Annotated in this window: 15 protein-coding genes; 10 read left to right on the top strand and 5 right to left on the bottom strand. The window is 63.4% G+C overall.

Annotated elements, in window-relative coordinates; all coding sequences use genetic code 11:
* Nucleotide 1: 1 nt before the first annotated feature.
* From IZ6_RS03105 to IZ6_RS03115, 3 genes are all read right to left on the bottom strand, one after another.
* Nucleotides 2-460, bottom strand: a complete 459-nt coding sequence (locus tag IZ6_RS03105) for a hypothetical protein (RefSeq protein WP_222876555.1) — start codon at nt 458-460, stop codon at nt 2-4.
* 68 nt (nt 461-528) lie between these two features.
* Nucleotides 529-2,007, bottom strand: coding sequence for a methyl-accepting chemotaxis protein (locus IZ6_RS03110; RefSeq protein WP_222876556.1), 1,479 nt, complete (start codon nt 2,005-2,007; stop codon nt 529-531).
* Nucleotides 2,008-2,149: 142 nt separating this feature from the next.
* Complete coding sequence (locus IZ6_RS03115; protein ID WP_222876557.1) at nt 2,150-2,911, bottom strand: S1 family peptidase; 762 nt, start codon at nt 2,909-2,911, stop codon at nt 2,150-2,152.
* A gap of 106 nt (nt 2,912-3,017) precedes the next feature.
* Here IZ6_RS03115 and IZ6_RS03120 point away from each other — a divergent pair, with 106 nt between their 5' ends.
* The 9 genes from IZ6_RS03120 (at nt 3,018) to ybgF (ending at nt 10,186) form a co-directional block, all read left to right on the top strand.
* On the top strand, nt 3,018-3,635 hold the full coding sequence (locus IZ6_RS03120; RefSeq protein WP_222876558.1) for a TetR/AcrR family transcriptional regulator: 618 nt from the start codon (nt 3,018-3,020) through the stop codon (nt 3,633-3,635).
* Between the two features lie 73 nt (nt 3,636-3,708).
* A complete protein-coding gene (locus IZ6_RS03125; RefSeq protein WP_222876559.1) occupies nt 3,709-4,110 on the top strand; it encodes a DUF2852 domain-containing protein in 402 nt (133 codons plus the stop codon).
* A 253-nt stretch (nt 4,111-4,363) separates the two neighbouring features.
* Nucleotides 4,364-5,062, top strand: coding sequence for a protein TolQ (tolQ, locus tag IZ6_RS03130; protein WP_222876560.1), 699 nt, complete (start codon nt 4,364-4,366; stop codon nt 5,060-5,062).
* On the top strand, nt 5,062-5,520 hold the full coding sequence (tolR, locus tag IZ6_RS03135) for a protein TolR (protein ID WP_222876561.1): 459 nt from the start codon (nt 5,062-5,064) through the stop codon (nt 5,518-5,520). Before tolQ ends, tolR begins: the two co-directional genes overlap by 1 nt.
* A 25-nt stretch (nt 5,521-5,545) precedes the next feature.
* Complete coding sequence (locus IZ6_RS03140; protein ID WP_222876562.1) at nt 5,546-6,478, top strand: energy transducer TonB; 933 nt, start codon at nt 5,546-5,548, stop codon at nt 6,476-6,478.
* A gap of 37 nt (nt 6,479-6,515) precedes the next feature.
* On the top strand, nt 6,516-7,805 hold the full coding sequence (gene tolB / locus IZ6_RS03145; protein WP_222876563.1) for a Tol-Pal system beta propeller repeat protein TolB: 1,290 nt from the start codon (nt 6,516-6,518) through the stop codon (nt 7,803-7,805).
* Nucleotides 7,805-8,299 (top strand): mismatch-specific DNA-glycosylase, encoded by a 495-nt coding sequence (locus IZ6_RS03150; RefSeq protein ID WP_222876564.1) that lies wholly within the window; start codon nt 7,805-7,807, stop codon nt 8,297-8,299. Before tolB ends, IZ6_RS03150 begins: the two co-directional genes overlap by 1 nt.
* A gap of 198 nt (nt 8,300-8,497) precedes the next feature.
* Nucleotides 8,498-8,992 (top strand): peptidoglycan-associated lipoprotein Pal, encoded by a 495-nt coding sequence (gene pal / locus IZ6_RS03155; protein WP_222876565.1) that lies wholly within the window; start codon nt 8,498-8,500, stop codon nt 8,990-8,992.
* 138 nt (nt 8,993-9,130) lie between these two features.
* A complete protein-coding gene (ybgF, locus tag IZ6_RS03160) occupies nt 9,131-10,186 on the top strand; it encodes a tol-pal system protein YbgF (protein ID WP_222876566.1) in 1,056 nt (351 codons plus the stop codon).
* Between the two features lie 2 nt (nt 10,187-10,188).
* Here ybgF and mdoH read toward each other — a convergent pair whose 3' ends face one another.
* A complete protein-coding gene (gene mdoH / locus IZ6_RS03165; protein ID WP_222876567.1) occupies nt 10,189-12,336 on the bottom strand; it encodes a glucans biosynthesis glucosyltransferase MdoH in 2,148 nt (715 codons plus the stop codon).
* Complete coding sequence (locus tag IZ6_RS03170) at nt 12,324-13,859, bottom strand: OpgD/OpgG family glucan biosynthesis protein (protein ID WP_225873985.1); 1,536 nt, start codon at nt 13,857-13,859, stop codon at nt 12,324-12,326. Before IZ6_RS03170 ends, mdoH begins: the two co-directional genes overlap by 13 nt.
* 253 nt (nt 13,860-14,112) lie before the next feature.
* Between IZ6_RS03170 and tilS the strand changes: the two genes are divergently transcribed.
* Nucleotides 14,113-15,114 carry a tRNA lysidine(34) synthetase TilS gene (gene tilS / locus IZ6_RS03175; protein WP_222876568.1) on the top strand — a complete coding sequence of 334 codons (1,002 nt, stop codon included), beginning with the start codon at nt 14,113-14,115 and terminating at the stop codon, nt 15,112-15,114.
* Nucleotides 15,115-15,140: the final 26 nt, after the last annotated feature.

Raw genomic sequence — 15,140 nt, forward strand, 5'->3', positions numbered from 1 at the left:
TCTAACCGGCTTTGATCGCCGTATCGCGCCAGTGGTTCATGATCTCGGCAAGTTCGTTGGCCGAGATGCCATATGTGTCGGGCAGAACCTCACGCGGCTTGTTCGGCGCGTCGCCGGCGCGGTTATAGCCGACCAATTGCAAAAGCCCGGTCTGGCTCGACAGGATCGGCGTGATCTCTTTCCATTCGCGCCGCCGGTCGGTCCAGAAGATCCGCGAGGTGAAGCCCCTCCGGTCGAGCCACAGGCCGGCGCTGCCGGGAATGAGCTGCACGGCCGCGGCAATGCCGGGAATGGCGATGACCGCGGCCATGATGCCAAGCCCGGCCACGCTGTAGACCAGGAACATATAGAGATTGACGGCCACGATGATCGTGGAGAGCACCAGCGAGAAAACCCAGCGCGCGCGCGAGGGCGGCAGATAGAGGGTCTCCGGCAGTTCCTGGCCCGCGGTCTCGGTCATTTCCATCCCCCGATTATTTTGCCCGTGTTTTAAGCCACGGGGCGGGGGAAGGAAACCCGGAACCTCCCTTAAGCTGCCTTCGCTATGGAACGGGAGGCCTCGCGTACCTTGGACGTCGCCGAGGAGATCTGGTTGGTCGCCCCCGAGATCGAGCCCAGATTCTGCGAGATGGCTTCGACGCTTCTCGCCGCCGTCTGCATGTTGCGGGCGATTTCGTTTGTGACGGAGGACTGCTGGCTGATCGCCGCCGAAATGCTGCTCGAGATGGAGTTCAGTTCGCCGATGACGCGGCCGACATCGGTGATGGCGGAGACGGCGTCGTCGGTCGAGCCCTGCACCGCGGTGATCTGAGCGCGGATTTCGTCCGTCGCCCGCGAGGTCTGGCTCGCCAGCGCTTTCACTTCAGAGGCGACGACGGCAAAGCCCTTGCCCATCTCGCCGGCGCGCGCCGCCTCGATGGTGGCGTTGAGCGCGAGGAGGTTCGTTTGCGAGGCAATGTTGTTGATGAGCTCGACCACATCGCCGATCTTCGCAACCGTCGTTAAGAGGCCCGTCATGATCCCGCTTGTGCGCGAGGAGTGGTCGACCGCTGTCTGGGAGATAGCCAGCGCCTGCTCGACCTGACGGTCGATTTCCTGGACGGAGGCGACGAGTTCTTCCGCGCCTGCTGCAACGTTCTGCACATTGGATGAGGTCTCGCTCGAAGCGGCCACAGCATTCTGAGCCTGACCGTTGGCATCTTCGACGGCGGTGGCGATTTCCACCAGGTCGTGATCGATCGTCTGCGTGACCGCTTCGCGGCGCTTCTGTTCGTGTACCGCCGGAGTGATGTCGGTTGCGAATTTCACGACCTTGAACGGGCGTCCGCTCGCATCGAAAATCGGATTATACGAAGCGTTCAGCCAGATTTCGCGACCGCCTTTGCCGACGCGGCGATAGGTGTTCGCCTCAAACTCGCCGCGCGCCAGCCGCGCCCAGAATTCGCGATAGCTCGGCGAAGCGCTCTGCACGGGATCGACGAACATCGAGTGATGCTTGCCGCGGATCTCATCCAGCGAGTAGCCGACGGTCGATGTGAAGTTTTCGTTGGCGTCGAGAATTGTGCCGTCGAGCGTGAAGTGAATGACGGCCTGCGCCTTGTTGATCGCCGTGATCTGGCCGGAGAAATCGGCGCTGCGCAGTTTCTGTTCGGTGATGTCGGTTGCGATCTTGACGACCTTTGCCGGCTTTCCGTTGCGCCCCATCACCGGATTGTAGGAGGCCTGGATCCAGACTTCGCGTCCGCCTTTGCCGAAGCGCCGGTATTCAGCGCTCTGATGCTCGCCCGCGCCGAGCGTCTGCCAGAAGCGCGTATACTCCATGCTCTGCGCATAGGCCGGATCGACGAACATCGAATGGTGCTTGCCGCGGATCTCATCGAGCGAGTAGCCCATCGCGGACAGGAAGTTTTCGTTCGCGGTGAGGATCGTGCCGTCGAGTGCGAACTCGATCATGGCGTGAGACTTGTTCAGGGCAGCGAGCGTCGATGAGTCGGCAGACGAAAACATGTTGGCCTCGGATAACCTATGTTAAGGCGCAATATGGCTAACGAAACTTGCGAACTTCTTAAGTAGTTGAGTTGTAAAGGAAAGTTGCGTAGTTGTGCATATATGCCGATATATCCTGTGCCACTTTCACGTGTAGGTACAGTTACGGAGTCCGCGCTGCCGCGATCATCGCGGCGATGGCGAAATCCGCTGGATTTACCGGGACAACAACCATGCGTCCGGAACAGCCTTTCGTCGCGCGCAGAATTGCTCCGGATATTCCCCATAACGCGCCGGTTGCGGTGATGACGGGTCCGCCCGAGTCGCCGCGGCACACCTGACTCTTGCCGGGCGTTGCGAAAGCGAGATTCGGTCCCGTCTGTGTATGACGGATTGCGGCGAGCGATGCCGTCTTCAAAGTGCCCGAGCGTCCGTCGGGGCCGGCGATGCCGGCGCCGGCCAAGGTCAGTACATCGGGCGCGGTCTGCGCATCGAACTGAAGAACCGTCTGCGCCGCGGGCGCCGGCGTCTTCAAGCGCAGCACGGCAAGATCGCTGGCGATTTCCTTCTGCCGCGTTTCGATATCGCCGGGCTGTTTGGCCCAGCCTTTTGTGTGCGCCGCATGGCGCACGATCTTGGCGACCGGCTGAAACGGCGGCACCGCTTTCGAACCGGCGAAGAAGAACACCGCGACATGTTCGGGCTTTGCCGCTTCATCGAGACAATGGGCGGCGGTGAGCACGAGATCGCGCGCGATGAGAACGCCGGTGCATTCCGACAGGCGCGCCGTTCCATCGGGCTGCGGGCTGACGGCCTGGATGGCGACCGCGGCGCGCGACAGCGGCTGATCGGCGCCGGCAGACGTGCCCCCATCGAGCGCAAGGGCGGGGGAGGAGAGGAGAAGAAGGCCGAGCAGGAAACGCATGCGGCAGGGGTTAAGCGCGACGGAGCGCCAGGGCAAGCTCGGCAAGCACTGTTCGCGGGCCCCGAACTGATGTAACAGGCATTCACATCAGGACCGGGCGGCGGGAATGCGCGGCGAACGCGGCTATCATCACGGCAATCTCAAAGAGGCGCTGATCGAGGCGGCGCTGGGCCTCATCGTCCAGAAGGGCGCATCGGGCTTCACCTTCGCGGAAGCCGCGCGCATGGCCGGCGTCAGCCCGGCTGCTCCTTATCGTCATTACAAAGATCGCGAAGAACTGCTGGCCGATGTGGCGCGCCGCGGCTTTGCCGAATTCGAGGCGGCGCTGTCCTCAGCATGGGATGGCGGAAAGCCCGATGCGCTCTCGGCGATGGACCGGCTGGGCAAAGCCTATCTGCGCTTCGCGCGCAAAGAGCCCGCTTATTACGCGGCGATGTTCGAGAGCGGCACGCCGCCCGATCTGTCGCCTGAACTCAGGCAGGAAGCCGACCGCGCCTTCGGCGTGCTGCGGCAGGCGGCGGACGGTCTGGTCGAGCTTGCTCCGGCGGGAAAGCGCCCGCCCTCGATGATGGTCGCGCTGCATATGTGGTCGCTGGCGCACGGCATCGCCTCGCTGTTCGTGCGCGCCGATGGCGGCAGGCGAAAGCTCCCGATGGCGCCGGACGATCTGCTCGAAGCGGGCATGCTCGTTTATCTCGACGGTCTGGGAATCCGCAAAAGCTGACCCCACATGCCTTGACGGGAGACCTCCCTGAACCTATTAATGTGAATGTGATTAACATTCACGAGGATCGACAATGGCTGTCGCGGCAAAACTCGACGAATGGGGCAAGCCGGCGTGGATCGCCGCGATTGTTCTCGGATTCATGGTTTTCTGGCCAATCGGGCTTCTGACCCTGGCCTATGTCATCGGGAGCGGACGTATGGGATGCGGACATCATCGCGCGGATTTCTCGCGCTGGAATAAGGGTTGGCAGAAGGGCTGGGCGCGCGGCGGCTGGCCTCATCAATCCCGGTCGAGCGGTAATGCCGCCTTCGACGAATACCGCAACGAGACGCTGAAGCGGCTCGAGGACGAGGAGCAGGAATTCCGCACGTTCCTCGACCGCTTGCGGATGGCCAAGGACAAGACCGAGTTCGACCAGTTCATGGCCGAGCGGAAGAACAATCCTCCGGCCGAAATGCCGCAAGGAAATTGAGCGCGGCAACTAAAGCCCCGCGATAATGCCTTCCACAATTGAGAAAAGGCCGCCGACGGCTTCCGTCGGCGGCCTTTTTGCTTGCCGGGCAAGAGGCTGTAACGGTTGATTAACCTTAACAAAGGATGAAGGTGGAGGCCGTGCGCCACTCTTGCGCCGCATTGGGACGCAAGACAGCGCGCTCTGCAGACATCGCTGTGACGACCCGGCCCCGGCCGCGCCGGGGATCATGGCCCGAGGGGTGTGATTTTCCATGGATCCAGCACAGGCAAGTGCCGCAATCGATCTGTCGCTCTGGGGGCTTTTCCTCCAGGCGCATCTGATCGTGAAGATCGTGATGATCGGGCTGGTCCTGTCGTCGGTGTGGTGCTGGGCCATCATCGTCGACAAATACCTGCTCTACGCACGCACGCGCCGGAACATGGACCGCTTCGAGAAAGTGTTCTGGTCCGGCCAGAGCCTCGAAGAGCTTTACCGTTCGCTGGCGCCGCGCCCGACGACATCCATGCCGGCGCTGTTCGTCGCCGCGATGCGCGAATGGAAGCGCAGTTTCGAGGGCGGGGGCCGAGCGGTCGCCAGCCTTCAGATGCGCATCGAAAAAGTGCTCGACGTCACCATCCAGCGCGAAGTCGAGCGGCTCGAGGGCCGGCTTCTCGTGCTCGCCACCGTCGGCTCGGCCGGCCCGTTTGTCGGCCTGTTCGGTACGGTGTGGGGCATTATGACGAGCTTCCAGTCGATCGCCGCGTCCAAGAACACATCGCTTGCAGTCGTTGCGCCCGGTATCGCCGAGGCTCTCTTCGCCACGGCGCTCGGCCTTCTGGCGGCGATCCCGGCGACGATTTTCTACAACAAGTATTCCGCGGAAGTCGCCAAGCAGGCCTCGCGCCTTGAAGGTTTCGCCGATGAATTCTCGGCGATCCTGTCGCGCCAGATCGACGAGCGGGCGGGCTGATGGGCGCCGGCGGCCTTCCCAAAGGCGGGGGCGGCGGGCGCCGCCGCGGCCGCCGTTCGGGCCGGCGCGCGGCGCTGATGGCCGAGATCAACGTCACGCCCATGGTCGACGTCATGCTCGTGCTGTTGATCATCTTCATGGTGGCGGCGCCGATGCTCACCGTCGGCGTGCCGGTCGACCTGCCGCAGACGGGTGCGCCTGCGCTCAATGAAGATCGCGAACCTTTGACTGTATCGGTCAACAATAACGGCGAGATCTTCCTGCAGGACACGAAGGTTAAGCTTGAGGAGATCGTGCCTCGCCTCAATGCGATCACGAAGCAAGGCTATGACGAGCGTATATTTGTGCGCGGCGACCGTAATGTGAATTACGGCCAGGTGATGAAGGTCATGGGGACCATCGCCGGGGCGGGGTTCAAGCGCGTGGCGTTGGTCACCGAGCAGGAACAGGGGAGCTGAGGGGGTGGAGAAGCCCGGAGGAGGCATGATCGTGTCCGGCGCCGCGCATGCGGCGCTGCTGATCTATGCCGCCATCGGCTTCACCTCGGCGAAAGCCTACAATCCGCATCAGGAAGCGCTGCCGGTCGAAGTCGTGAGCCTCTCCGAATTCGATCAGCTGACGAAGGGCTCCAACCAGTCCAAGCAGAAGGCTGAAACGCCGAAGGTCGAGGCCAAGAAGGTCGCGGCCGTCGATCCGAAGCCTTTGCCGCCGGCGCCCGAAGCCAAGGAAAATGTCGAGGCGCCGCCGCCGGCGCCCGAGCCGGAGGTTGCCGAACCGCCGCCGCCCGAGCCGAAAAAGCCCGAGCCGAAACCGGCCGAAGCGCCGCCGCCGGAACCCGCACCGACGCCTGAGAAAAAGGCCGAGGCCGAGCCCAAGCCCGCGCCGCCGACGCCTGCGCCCAAACCGCCCGATCTTCCGAAGCCTGAAAAGAAGGCCGAGAAGAAGCCGGAGAAAAAGCCCGAAAAGCCGAAGCCGAAATTCGACCCGTCGAAGATCGCTTCGCTTGTCGACAAGCGCGATCCGGGCCGCAAGCCGCAGGAGGGCCGCGAAGTCTCGAATATGACGACGGCCGGCGTGTCGAACGGCACGGCGCAGCAGCTCTCGCTGTCGCAGCAGAGCATGATCGGCAACATGATCCGCGAGCACCTCTATTCGTGCTGGAACTGGCCCGCGGGCGTCACGCCTTCGCCGGACCTTGTTGCAACCATTACGTTCGAGGTCACGCCCGAGGGCACCCTGATTGGTACCCCGCGGCTTGAGAACTCATCTTCAAATCCGGGCTTCACAAGTTTCGCGGAAAGTGCGATGCGCGCAGTGTACAGCTGCACGCAGCCCCAGCGCCCGCTGAAGCTGCCGGTGGAGCACTATGATTTCTGGAAGTTCGTCACCCTCGATTTCATCCTGCCGCCCGCGTAAGAGTTCGGCGCGCGTCCATACGTTTTCAGGTCCCATCATGTCTCCCGTCCGTTTCCTGCGCTTTGCTGCTCTCGCCTTTGCCCTTCTGACGGCGCCTGCAATGGCTCAGGTGCGCGTCGACATCTCGCAGGGCCAGATCCAGCCGATGCCGATCGCGGTGACCGATTTCGTCGGCGACAGCGAAGTGGCGCGCGAAATCTCGAACGTCGTCGAAGCCGATCTTCGCCGCTCCGGCCTGTTCGTGCCGATCGACAAGGCGGCCTTCATCGAACAGATCGTCAATATCGATCAGCCGCCGCGCTTCGGCGACTGGCGCATCATCAATGCACAATCGCTCGTCACCGGCCGCGTTATGCGTACGGGTTCGGGCATCCGCGCCGAGTTCCGTCTGTGGGATGTGTTCGGCGGCCAGCAGCTGACCGGTGCGCAGTTCTCGGCCGGCTCCGACAATTGGCGGCGCGTCGCGCACAAGATCGCCGATGCGATCTACGAGCGCATCACCGGCGAAAAAGGCTATTTCGATACGCGCGTCGTGTTCGTCGAGGAGAGCGGCCCGAAAAACCAGCGCGTCAAGAAACTCGCGATCATGGATCAGGACGGCTATGGCACGCGCTATCTGTCGCGCGGCGATGATCTTGTGCTGACGCCGCGTTTCTCGCCGTCCTCGCAGATGATCGCCTATATGTCGTTTGCCGGCGGTAATCCGCGCGTCTATCTGCTCAACATCGAAACGGGCAAACGCGAACTGCTCGGCAATTTTCCGAACATGTCTTTTGCGCCGCGCTTTTCGCCGGACGGGCGCAGCGTCGTCTTCTCGCTGCAGGACGGCGGCAATTCCAATCTCTACGTCATGGGCATCGGCGCGAAAGCGCCGCAGCGCCTGACGCAGAGCGCCGCTATCGACACCGCGCCGAGCTTCTCGCCCGACGGAGCAAAGATCGTCTTTGAATCCGATCGCGGCGGCAAACCGCAGCTTTACGTGATGCCCGCGGGCGGCGGCGAAGCGCAGCGCATCTCGTTCGGCGAGGGCTCCTACAACACGCCCGTCTGGTCGCCGCGCGGCGATTACATCGCCTTCACCAAGCAATATCAGGGGCAGTTCGCCATCGGCGTCATCCGGCCCGACGGCTCGGGTGAGCGCCTTCTGACCTCGGGCTTCCACAATGAAGGGCCGACCTGGGCGCCGAACGGCCGCGTTTTGATGTTCTTCCGCGATCAGGGCGCCGGTCCGAAGCTCTTCTCGATCGACATCACCGGCTATAACGAACTTCAGGTTCCGACCCAGACCTTCGCTTCCGATCCGGCCTGGTCGCCGCCTTTGCAGTAATGGTCCTGCCGGACTATCTGCGAGCCGGCCTCAAACTCGTCTTCTGCGGAACCGCGGCCGGCGAAAGGTCCGCACAGCTCGGCCGTTATTACGCCAAACCCGGAAACAGGTTCTGGCGCGCACTGCATGAAGCGGGCTTTACCGGACATCTGCTTCTTCCATCCGAAGACGAGACGCTGCTTTCTCTCGGCATCGGCCTGACCGATCTTTCAAAAACCGGTCGCGGCATGGACAGCGGTCTGAAACCTGGCGATTTTGACGCGGCTCTCTTCCGTTCGAAGGTCGAAACCCTCGCGCCGAGCTTCGTCGCCTTTACCTCAAAGCGTGCGGGGCACGAATATTTCGGTTTGAAACGAGTAGCTTACGGTCTCCAGGAAGAAGCCATAGGTAAAACCGCAATATTCGTTCTGCCTTCGCCTTCGGGAGCGGCCCGCGGATACTGGGATATAGGCCCCTGGAAAACACTGGCCCGCGCTGCAGGATTTGTTGTGTGAAGGCCGCGTTTTGGCGGGAAATCAGCGAAATCGTCGCTCTTGCGCCATTATTCGCGGGCATCGCATGGTTAACGGGGGTATGCCTGCGGCAAAGCATGCTGAAGCGGGGGTTGAGGAATGATCTTAACGAAACCTTCACCGGACCGGAGCATGGTGGCGGAAACCCAAGCCTGCCAAAGGCATGAGGAGAGTTTCGTTATGCGTAAAGTGAATTTCTCGCGGATCGGCGCCTTTGGCGTGGCCATCGCGCTGGCGCTTCTGGTTTCGGCTTGCGCCTCCAAAACCAATCAGGATCTCGCCGGTAACGGCGCTGGCGGCGGCCCTCCGGGCAGCCAGCAGGATTTCGTCGTCAATGTCGGCGACCGCATCTTCTTCGAGACCGACTCGACCGATCTGACGGCGACCGCCCAGGCCACGCTCGAAAAGCAGGCCCAGTGGCTGAACAAGTACCCGAAATATCAGATCACCATGGAAGGCCATGCCGACGAGCGCGGCACGCGCGAATATAACCTCGCGCTCGGCGCCCGCCGTTCGCAGGTCGCGCGCGATTATCTCGCCTCGCGCGGCATCAATCCGGGCCGCATCCGCACCATCTCCTACGGCAAGGAACGCCCCGTCGCAGTGTGCGACGACATCTCCTGCTGGTCGCAGAACCGCCGCTCGGTGACGGTCCTCGGTGGTCCGTCCAGCTAAGAGCTCCGTCTCTTAACGGTCTTTCGATCCGGCGCGCCCCCAAAGGCGCGCCGGATTTCGTTTAAGGCTAGGTTTGATCTAGCCGTATTTCAGCCGGGTTCGCGCTCTAGCCGATAGTCAAACGGGGCACATACAAAGATGACCAGATTGCGCGTTCTTCTCGCCGGGGTGGCTTTTGCCGCCATCGCCGCGCCCGCCTTTGCGCAGAGCGCCAGCGAGATGCAGCTGCGCATCAACCGGCTGGAAGAGCAGGTGCGCCAGCTCACCGGGCAGAACGAAGAATATCAGCACCAGATCCGCCAGCTGCAGCAGCAGCTGGGCGGCGCGCCGGGGCAGGCCGCGTCCGGCCCGCCGCCGCGGCCGGGAATGTCGCCGCAGCAAGGGGCGGTCGTGCGTCCGCCGGTCGGGGGACAGGTCGGCATGCCGCCATCGCAGCAGAGACCGCCGCAGCCGGGACTTCCCCCCCAGCAAAGCGGCCAGCCGCAGATCTACACGCCGCCGGGCGCAAACAGCGCCGCAAATCCCAATGTCATGGCGCCGCCGCCGTCCGACCTCGGCTCGCTGTCTACGGGCCCGGGCGGCGCGGTTATCGGCCAGCCGCCGATGGGGCAGGGAAGCAATCCGGGTCGCGATCCGAACGCGCCGCTCGTCATTACGCCGAATATCGGCGGGCCGCCGCCGCAGCAGGTGGGCGGTCCCGTTGTGAACGGGCCCGTCACCGGCGGGCCGGGCCTCGGCACGCCGCCGGGCGTCGATCCAAATCTCAACGTCCCGCAGCCGGCTGGAACGCAGGATCTTGCGATCGCAACGCCGACCGGCAGCGCCGAGGACGAATACGCGCTCGGCGCGGGATTCCTGCAGCGCAAGGATTACGAGTTCGCCGAGACGCAGTTCCGCAACTTCCTGAAACAGTATCCGAACGATCAGCGAGTGCCGGATGCGCTGTACGGACTCGGCGAGAGCTTCTATCAGCGCAACCAGCATTCGGATGCGATCGAGCCCTTCCTCGAAGTCGTAACCAAGCACGGCAACTCGCCGCGCGCTGCCGACTCGATGCTGCGTCTCGCCCAGACGCTGGGCGCTATCGATCAGCGCGAACAGGCCTGTGCCACCTTGATCGAACTCGGCAATAAGTATCCGCGCTCGAATGCCAAGACGCAGTCGAGCAAGGAAATGTCGAAGCTCGGCTGCTGAACTTAAGGCGTTGCGAGCGCGACGAGACGGTCGACGCCGCGCGTATCCGACAGGACGGCGGACAGCTCTTTCACCGAAAGCTCGGCGAGCGCGGCATCAAGTCCGCCCTCGGATTCCTCGAGCTTCGCAAGACCCAAAGCGAGATCGGTATCGGATTTGCGCTGGCGCTGCGGCGGCAGCATGGCGCGGTGCGCCGCGAGCAGCCGCGGATCGGACGCCAGCCTTCGCGCCGCATCGAGATTTGAATCGAAGGCGATCTCGCGGACGATGGTGTTGGCGCGTGCGAGAACCGGCGGCGGTGCGGTCTCTTCCGGCGTCAGCAAAAGTTTCGAGCGGCGGAAGCTTTGCCCGGCGCTGCGCGCGCCGGTCCAGGCGGCGAGCGGGATCGCCAGCACCATGCCGAGAACGACCGGCGTCATCCAGAGAAACAGCGAGACGGACACGGCGTAGGCGGCGATGCCCGTGCCGATGCCGAACAAAGTATGCGGTATGTAGCGGCGGATGACATCGCTCAGCGGGATCGAGCCGTCATCGCGCCGCTGCGCCGCCCAGCCGCTGTCGCGGCCGATGAGAATGTCGAACACGGCGAGCGACTGAATGAGCATCATCACCGGCGCGATGAGGCCCGCGATCAAAGTCTCGGCGATCAGCGAGATGAAAGCGCGGAATGCGCCGCCTGTGCCGCGCAGATCTTCCGGCCGCGTCAGTAGTGCGATGTAGCTCAAGAACTTCGGCAGAAGCAGAATGCCCATCGTACCGGTGAACACCCAGGCGGCGCGCACCGGGTCCTGTGCTGGCCAGTTCGGGAAGAGCGAAAGTCCGTCGCCGAAATAATCCGGCGTGATGAAGCGCGCCTGCAGCGCGATCGCCATGCCGATGGCCAGGAAACCAAGCCACAGAGGTGCGGTGATGTAGGAGCCGATGCCTTGCAGCATATGAAGGCGCGACACCCAATGCAGGCCGCGCGCCGGCAGCACGGCGGCATGCTGAAGATTGCCCTGGCACCAGCGGCGGTCGCGGGCGGCGACTTCGGTGAGCGAAGGCGGGCTTTCTTCGTAAGAGCCCTGAAGCCCCGGCACCATATGCACGGCCCAGCCGGCGCGGCGCATCAAAGCCGCTTCCACAAAGTCGTGGCTGAGAATGTGTCCGCCGAACGGTTTGCGGCCCTTCAGTTCCGGCAGGCCCGCCTGTTCGGCGAAAGCCTTGGTGCGGATCGCGGCGTTGTGGCCCCAGTAATTGCCTTCCGATCCGTGCCACCAGGCGATGCCGTGCGCGATGAGCGGGCCGTAAACGCGTCCGGCAAATTGCTGCAGGCGCGCGAAGAGCGTCGTGCCGTTGACGATGACGGGCAGGGTCTGAATGAGCCCGACGTCGGGATGCTGCTCCATCGCCGCCGACATGCGGATAAGCGCATCGGCGCTCATAATGCTGTCGGCATCGAGAATGACCATGGTGTCGTAAGCGCCGCCGAAGCGCCGTACCCAGTCGGATATGTTTCCCGCTTTGCGCTCTACATTCTTGGCGCGGCGGCGGTAGAAGATGCGGTCGTGTCCGCCGGTACGGTCGCGCAAAGACAGGAACGCTTCTTCCTCGGCGATCCAGATATTCGGGTTCGTCGTGTCCGAGAGAATATAGAAATCGAAATGCGCGAGCGCGCCCGCATGCGCGAGATCCTCATAGATCGTCTGCAGGCCCGCGGTCGTGCGCGACGGATCCTCGTTATAGGCGGGCAGAAGAAGTGCGGTTTTGCGTGCCAGCGGCGGCAGCGGATCGCGCGGATGAATGCCGAGCTTCCAGCCCCGGTCGAAGAGATAGGAGAAGAACCCGCCGACGGCACTCGCGGCTGAGAAGGCGATCCAGGCAAAGAGCGCGACGAAGAGCACGAGAACGAGACCTTCGAGGAAGGTCAGTCCCGCAACGTTCATCACGAGGAACATCTCATTCGCCGCAAACGCGGTGAGAATGATCGTCGTGAGAAGCACGAAGGCGCGGCGCAGAAACACAAGACGCGGCTGGCTCGCCGGACGCCCGTGCTTTGCGGGAGCCGTGTGCAGATCCTGCACCGGCATGGCGAGCGGCGTCTCAGGCGGCAGTGCGCGGAAGTCCGGACCGATCGCCGCCGGCGGGCGTTCGGTCGCTACTGCGTCCATCGATACACCCAGACTTCCGACAGCAGCTGATCGCCGCGCGTGATCTGGGCGCGCAATTCCGTGACCTCTTCACTGCCGGGTACGAGTTCGAACGCCACACGCCAGCCGCCGGATTCGGGATTTGTCTGCACGACGGCATTTTCGATCGAGCCGAAATTGGACGAGATGACGGCGCGCACCTGATCGTCGAAGGGGGTATCCTTCAGCTTGCCGCCGACGGCATCGAGAACAAACAGGCGCTTCTCGTCGTCGCGATGCGCCTTGCCGACACTTGTTTTTACAAAGCGCGCAAGGTCCTGCGGCTCGAACGGTCCCTGATTGCCCCAGTGCAGGCGATAGTTGAAAAGATATTCGCCCTTCGCCTGGAACGGCACTTTCGGGCGCCAGAAGGCGGCGATGTTGTCGTGGATTTCCTTGTCGGTCGGAATCTCGATCAGTTGCACGGCGCCTTCGCCCCAATCGCCGATCGGTTCGACCCAGAGCGAGGGGCGCTTTTCGTAGCGCGCTTCGAGATCCTCATAATCGTGGAAATCACGCTGGCGCTGCATGAGGCCGAACCCGCGCGGATTTGTGTCGTAGAAATCCGAGATTTGAAGTTTTGACGGATTGTGCAGCGGACGCCATAGCCGCTCGCCGCGGCCGTTCCAGATGGCAAGACCATCCGAGTCGTGAACGCCCGGACGGAAATCATCGATGCCTTCGCGGTCGTTGGCGTCGAAATAGAACATCGAAGTCAGCGGCGCGAGACCGGCTTTGCTGATCTCTGCGCGCGGATAGATCGCCATCTCGACATCGAAGACGGTGGTCTCGCCCGGGCGGATAGTGAAGCGGTAGGCGGCCGCGGCGCTCGGCGAATCCAGCACCGCATGCACGACGACGGAATTGGTGTTGGGCGCCGGCTTTTCGATCCAGAAGGCGCGGAAGGCGGGAAATTCTTCGCCCTTTGCATCCGCAGTGTTGATGGCAAGGCCGCGTGCGGACAATCCGTAAACCTGCCCTTTCGCGACCGCGCGGAAATAGGATGCGCCCTGGAAGACGGCGATCTCGTCGAAATAATCCGGCCGGTTGATCGGCCCGTGAAGCCGGAAACCCGAAAAGCCGAGATTGACGTTTTCCGGCGGCGGCTGCACGCGGCCGAAGGTGAAGAGGTCACGCGAATAGACGAGCGGCCTCGCCTGGCCATCAGCGACGATGAAAAGATCGACGCGGTTCTTGTAGAGGAAGCCGCGGTGGAAGAGTTGCACCTCGAACGGCACATCGCTGCCGCGCCACAGGCTCTTTTCCGGGATGAAGCGAAGGTCCCGGTAGAGGTCGTAGGGCAGGTCACGGAAATTGTCCGGAAGGCCGGTATCCGGCTCCTTGAACGGCTTCGACGCGAGATCGCGCGCCATCTGCCGCACCTGGGAGGCGGCAAACGGCGAGGCATCGCCCGTTTGCGCGAGCGGAATCTGGCCCATCTGATAGGCCAGAGCCGAGGCAAAGGGCAGGGCGGCAGCCCCGAGAAGGAGATCGCGACGGCGCACGAGCTATATCTTTCCGAACCGTGTCCCCGCGCCGCGCGCACCCCAATGCACGCCAGACGCGTCTCCTTCCGCCGGAACAACGGAAAGATCGGAATTACAATGAAAGCGCAGCACTCTTCGTTCCACTCCGATGAAAGGTTATATCGGCAGGCTGGGATACGCGGCACGAGCGGCCGGCGGGGGTGCATTGGCACAACCGACCGCGGCAAATCCGTGGTCGCAGCGGCCCATTTCTGTGAGCAAAAGAAAAAGCATGGCGGCTGAACGTGGCCTGAACGATGAGGAGACCGCGCACCTCTTTGGAATGTGTGAGGCGGCCGGCTGCATTTTGCTCGCCGTCTCCGGCGGTGCCGACTCGACCGCGCTCCTTGTTCTTGCCGCCGAATGGGCGAAGACGAGCAAAGTGAAGCTTGTGGCCGTGACCGTCGATCACGGGCTGCGGCCTTCGTCATCCGTCGAGGCCAAGAAGGTCGCAGCGCTGGCCAAATCCCTCGGCGTGCCGCACCGCATCGCGGTCTGGAAGGGTGAAAAGCCCGAAACGGGCGTTGAAGAGGGCGCGCGCGAGGCGCGCTACCTCCTGCTGGACGAAGCGGCGAAGAAGGCCGGCGCGACGCATCTTGCGACTGCCCACACCCGCGACGATCAGGCCGAGACGCTGTTGATGCGCCTTGCAGCGGGCTCGGGCCCGGCCGGCCTTGCCGGCATGCGAGCGGTTCGAAAGCGCGGAGACCTTGTCCATGTGCGCCCCTTCCTCGACGTCCCGAAAGCCCGCCTCGTCGCCAGCCTGAAAGAGCGCGGCATTGCGTGGATCGAGGACGAGACCAATACGGATGAGACATTTGCCCGGCCGCGCCTGCGCGGCGCCCGCGCAGTTCTTGAGGGCGAGGGGCTGACCGCCGAGCGGCTGTCGGTTCTGGCCCGCCGCATGGGGCGGATGACGGACGCCATCGACCGGGTGGCGGCGGCCGCCTGGGCGGAGACGGCCCGGCGGCAGGAGGGCAAGACCGTGCTCGACGGGGCGGTGCTTCTGGCCCTGCCGGACGAGATTGCCTTGAGGCTCCTCATCCGGGCTGTGGGCGGCCATGGCGATCAAGAACCCGACAGGCTGGCCCGGAGCGAGACTCTTTTGGAAGCGGTCCTTCAGGCCCTGAGGACCGGGCAGAGCCTTGGCCGGACCCTGGCCGGAGCCAAGATTTCCGTGCGTTCAGGGGAGGTTGAGGTCAGTGCCGCCCCGCCCCGGAAGGGTGGGACGTAATCCTTCTGAAAAACATTTGTGATCTC

The sequence above is a fragment of the Terrihabitans soli genome, from assembly GCF_014191545.1.
Taxonomy (GTDB): Bacteria; Pseudomonadota; Alphaproteobacteria; order Rhizobiales; family Methylopilaceae; genus Flaviflagellibacter; species Flaviflagellibacter soli.

Coding starts and splice junctions, on each gene's coding strand:
- tilS (WP_222876568.1), top strand. CDS start 14,113: ATGGCGGCTGAACGTGGCCTGAACGATGAGGAGACCGCGCACCTCTTT.
- IZ6_RS03125 (WP_222876559.1), top strand. CDS start 3,709: ATGGCTGTCGCGGCAAAACTCGACGAATGGGGCAAGCCGGCGTGGATC.
- IZ6_RS03115 (WP_222876557.1), bottom strand. CDS start 2,911: ATGCGTTTCCTGCTCGGCCTTCTTCTCCTCTCCTCCCCCGCCCTTGCG.
- ybgF (WP_222876566.1), top strand. CDS start 9,131: ATGACCAGATTGCGCGTTCTTCTCGCCGGGGTGGCTTTTGCCGCCATC.
- IZ6_RS03110 (WP_222876556.1), bottom strand. CDS start 2,007: ATGTTTTCGTCTGCCGACTCATCGACGCTCGCTGCCCTGAACAAGTCT.
- mdoH (WP_222876567.1), bottom strand. CDS start 12,336: ATGGACGCAGTAGCGACCGAACGCCCGCCGGCGGCGATCGGTCCGGAC.
- IZ6_RS03140 (WP_222876562.1), top strand. CDS start 5,546: ATGATCGTGTCCGGCGCCGCGCATGCGGCGCTGCTGATCTATGCCGCC.
- IZ6_RS03150 (WP_222876564.1), top strand. CDS start 7,805: ATGGTCCTGCCGGACTATCTGCGAGCCGGCCTCAAACTCGTCTTCTGC.
- IZ6_RS03120 (WP_222876558.1), top strand. CDS start 3,018: ATGCGCGGCGAACGCGGCTATCATCACGGCAATCTCAAAGAGGCGCTG.
- pal (WP_222876565.1), top strand. CDS start 8,498: ATGCGTAAAGTGAATTTCTCGCGGATCGGCGCCTTTGGCGTGGCCATC.
- tolB (WP_222876563.1), top strand. CDS start 6,516: ATGTCTCCCGTCCGTTTCCTGCGCTTTGCTGCTCTCGCCTTTGCCCTT.
- tolR (WP_222876561.1), top strand. CDS start 5,062: ATGGGCGCCGGCGGCCTTCCCAAAGGCGGGGGCGGCGGGCGCCGCCGC.
- tolQ (WP_222876560.1), top strand. CDS start 4,364: ATGGATCCAGCACAGGCAAGTGCCGCAATCGATCTGTCGCTCTGGGGG.
- IZ6_RS03105 (WP_222876555.1), bottom strand. CDS start 460: ATGACCGAGACCGCGGGCCAGGAACTGCCGGAGACCCTCTATCTGCCG.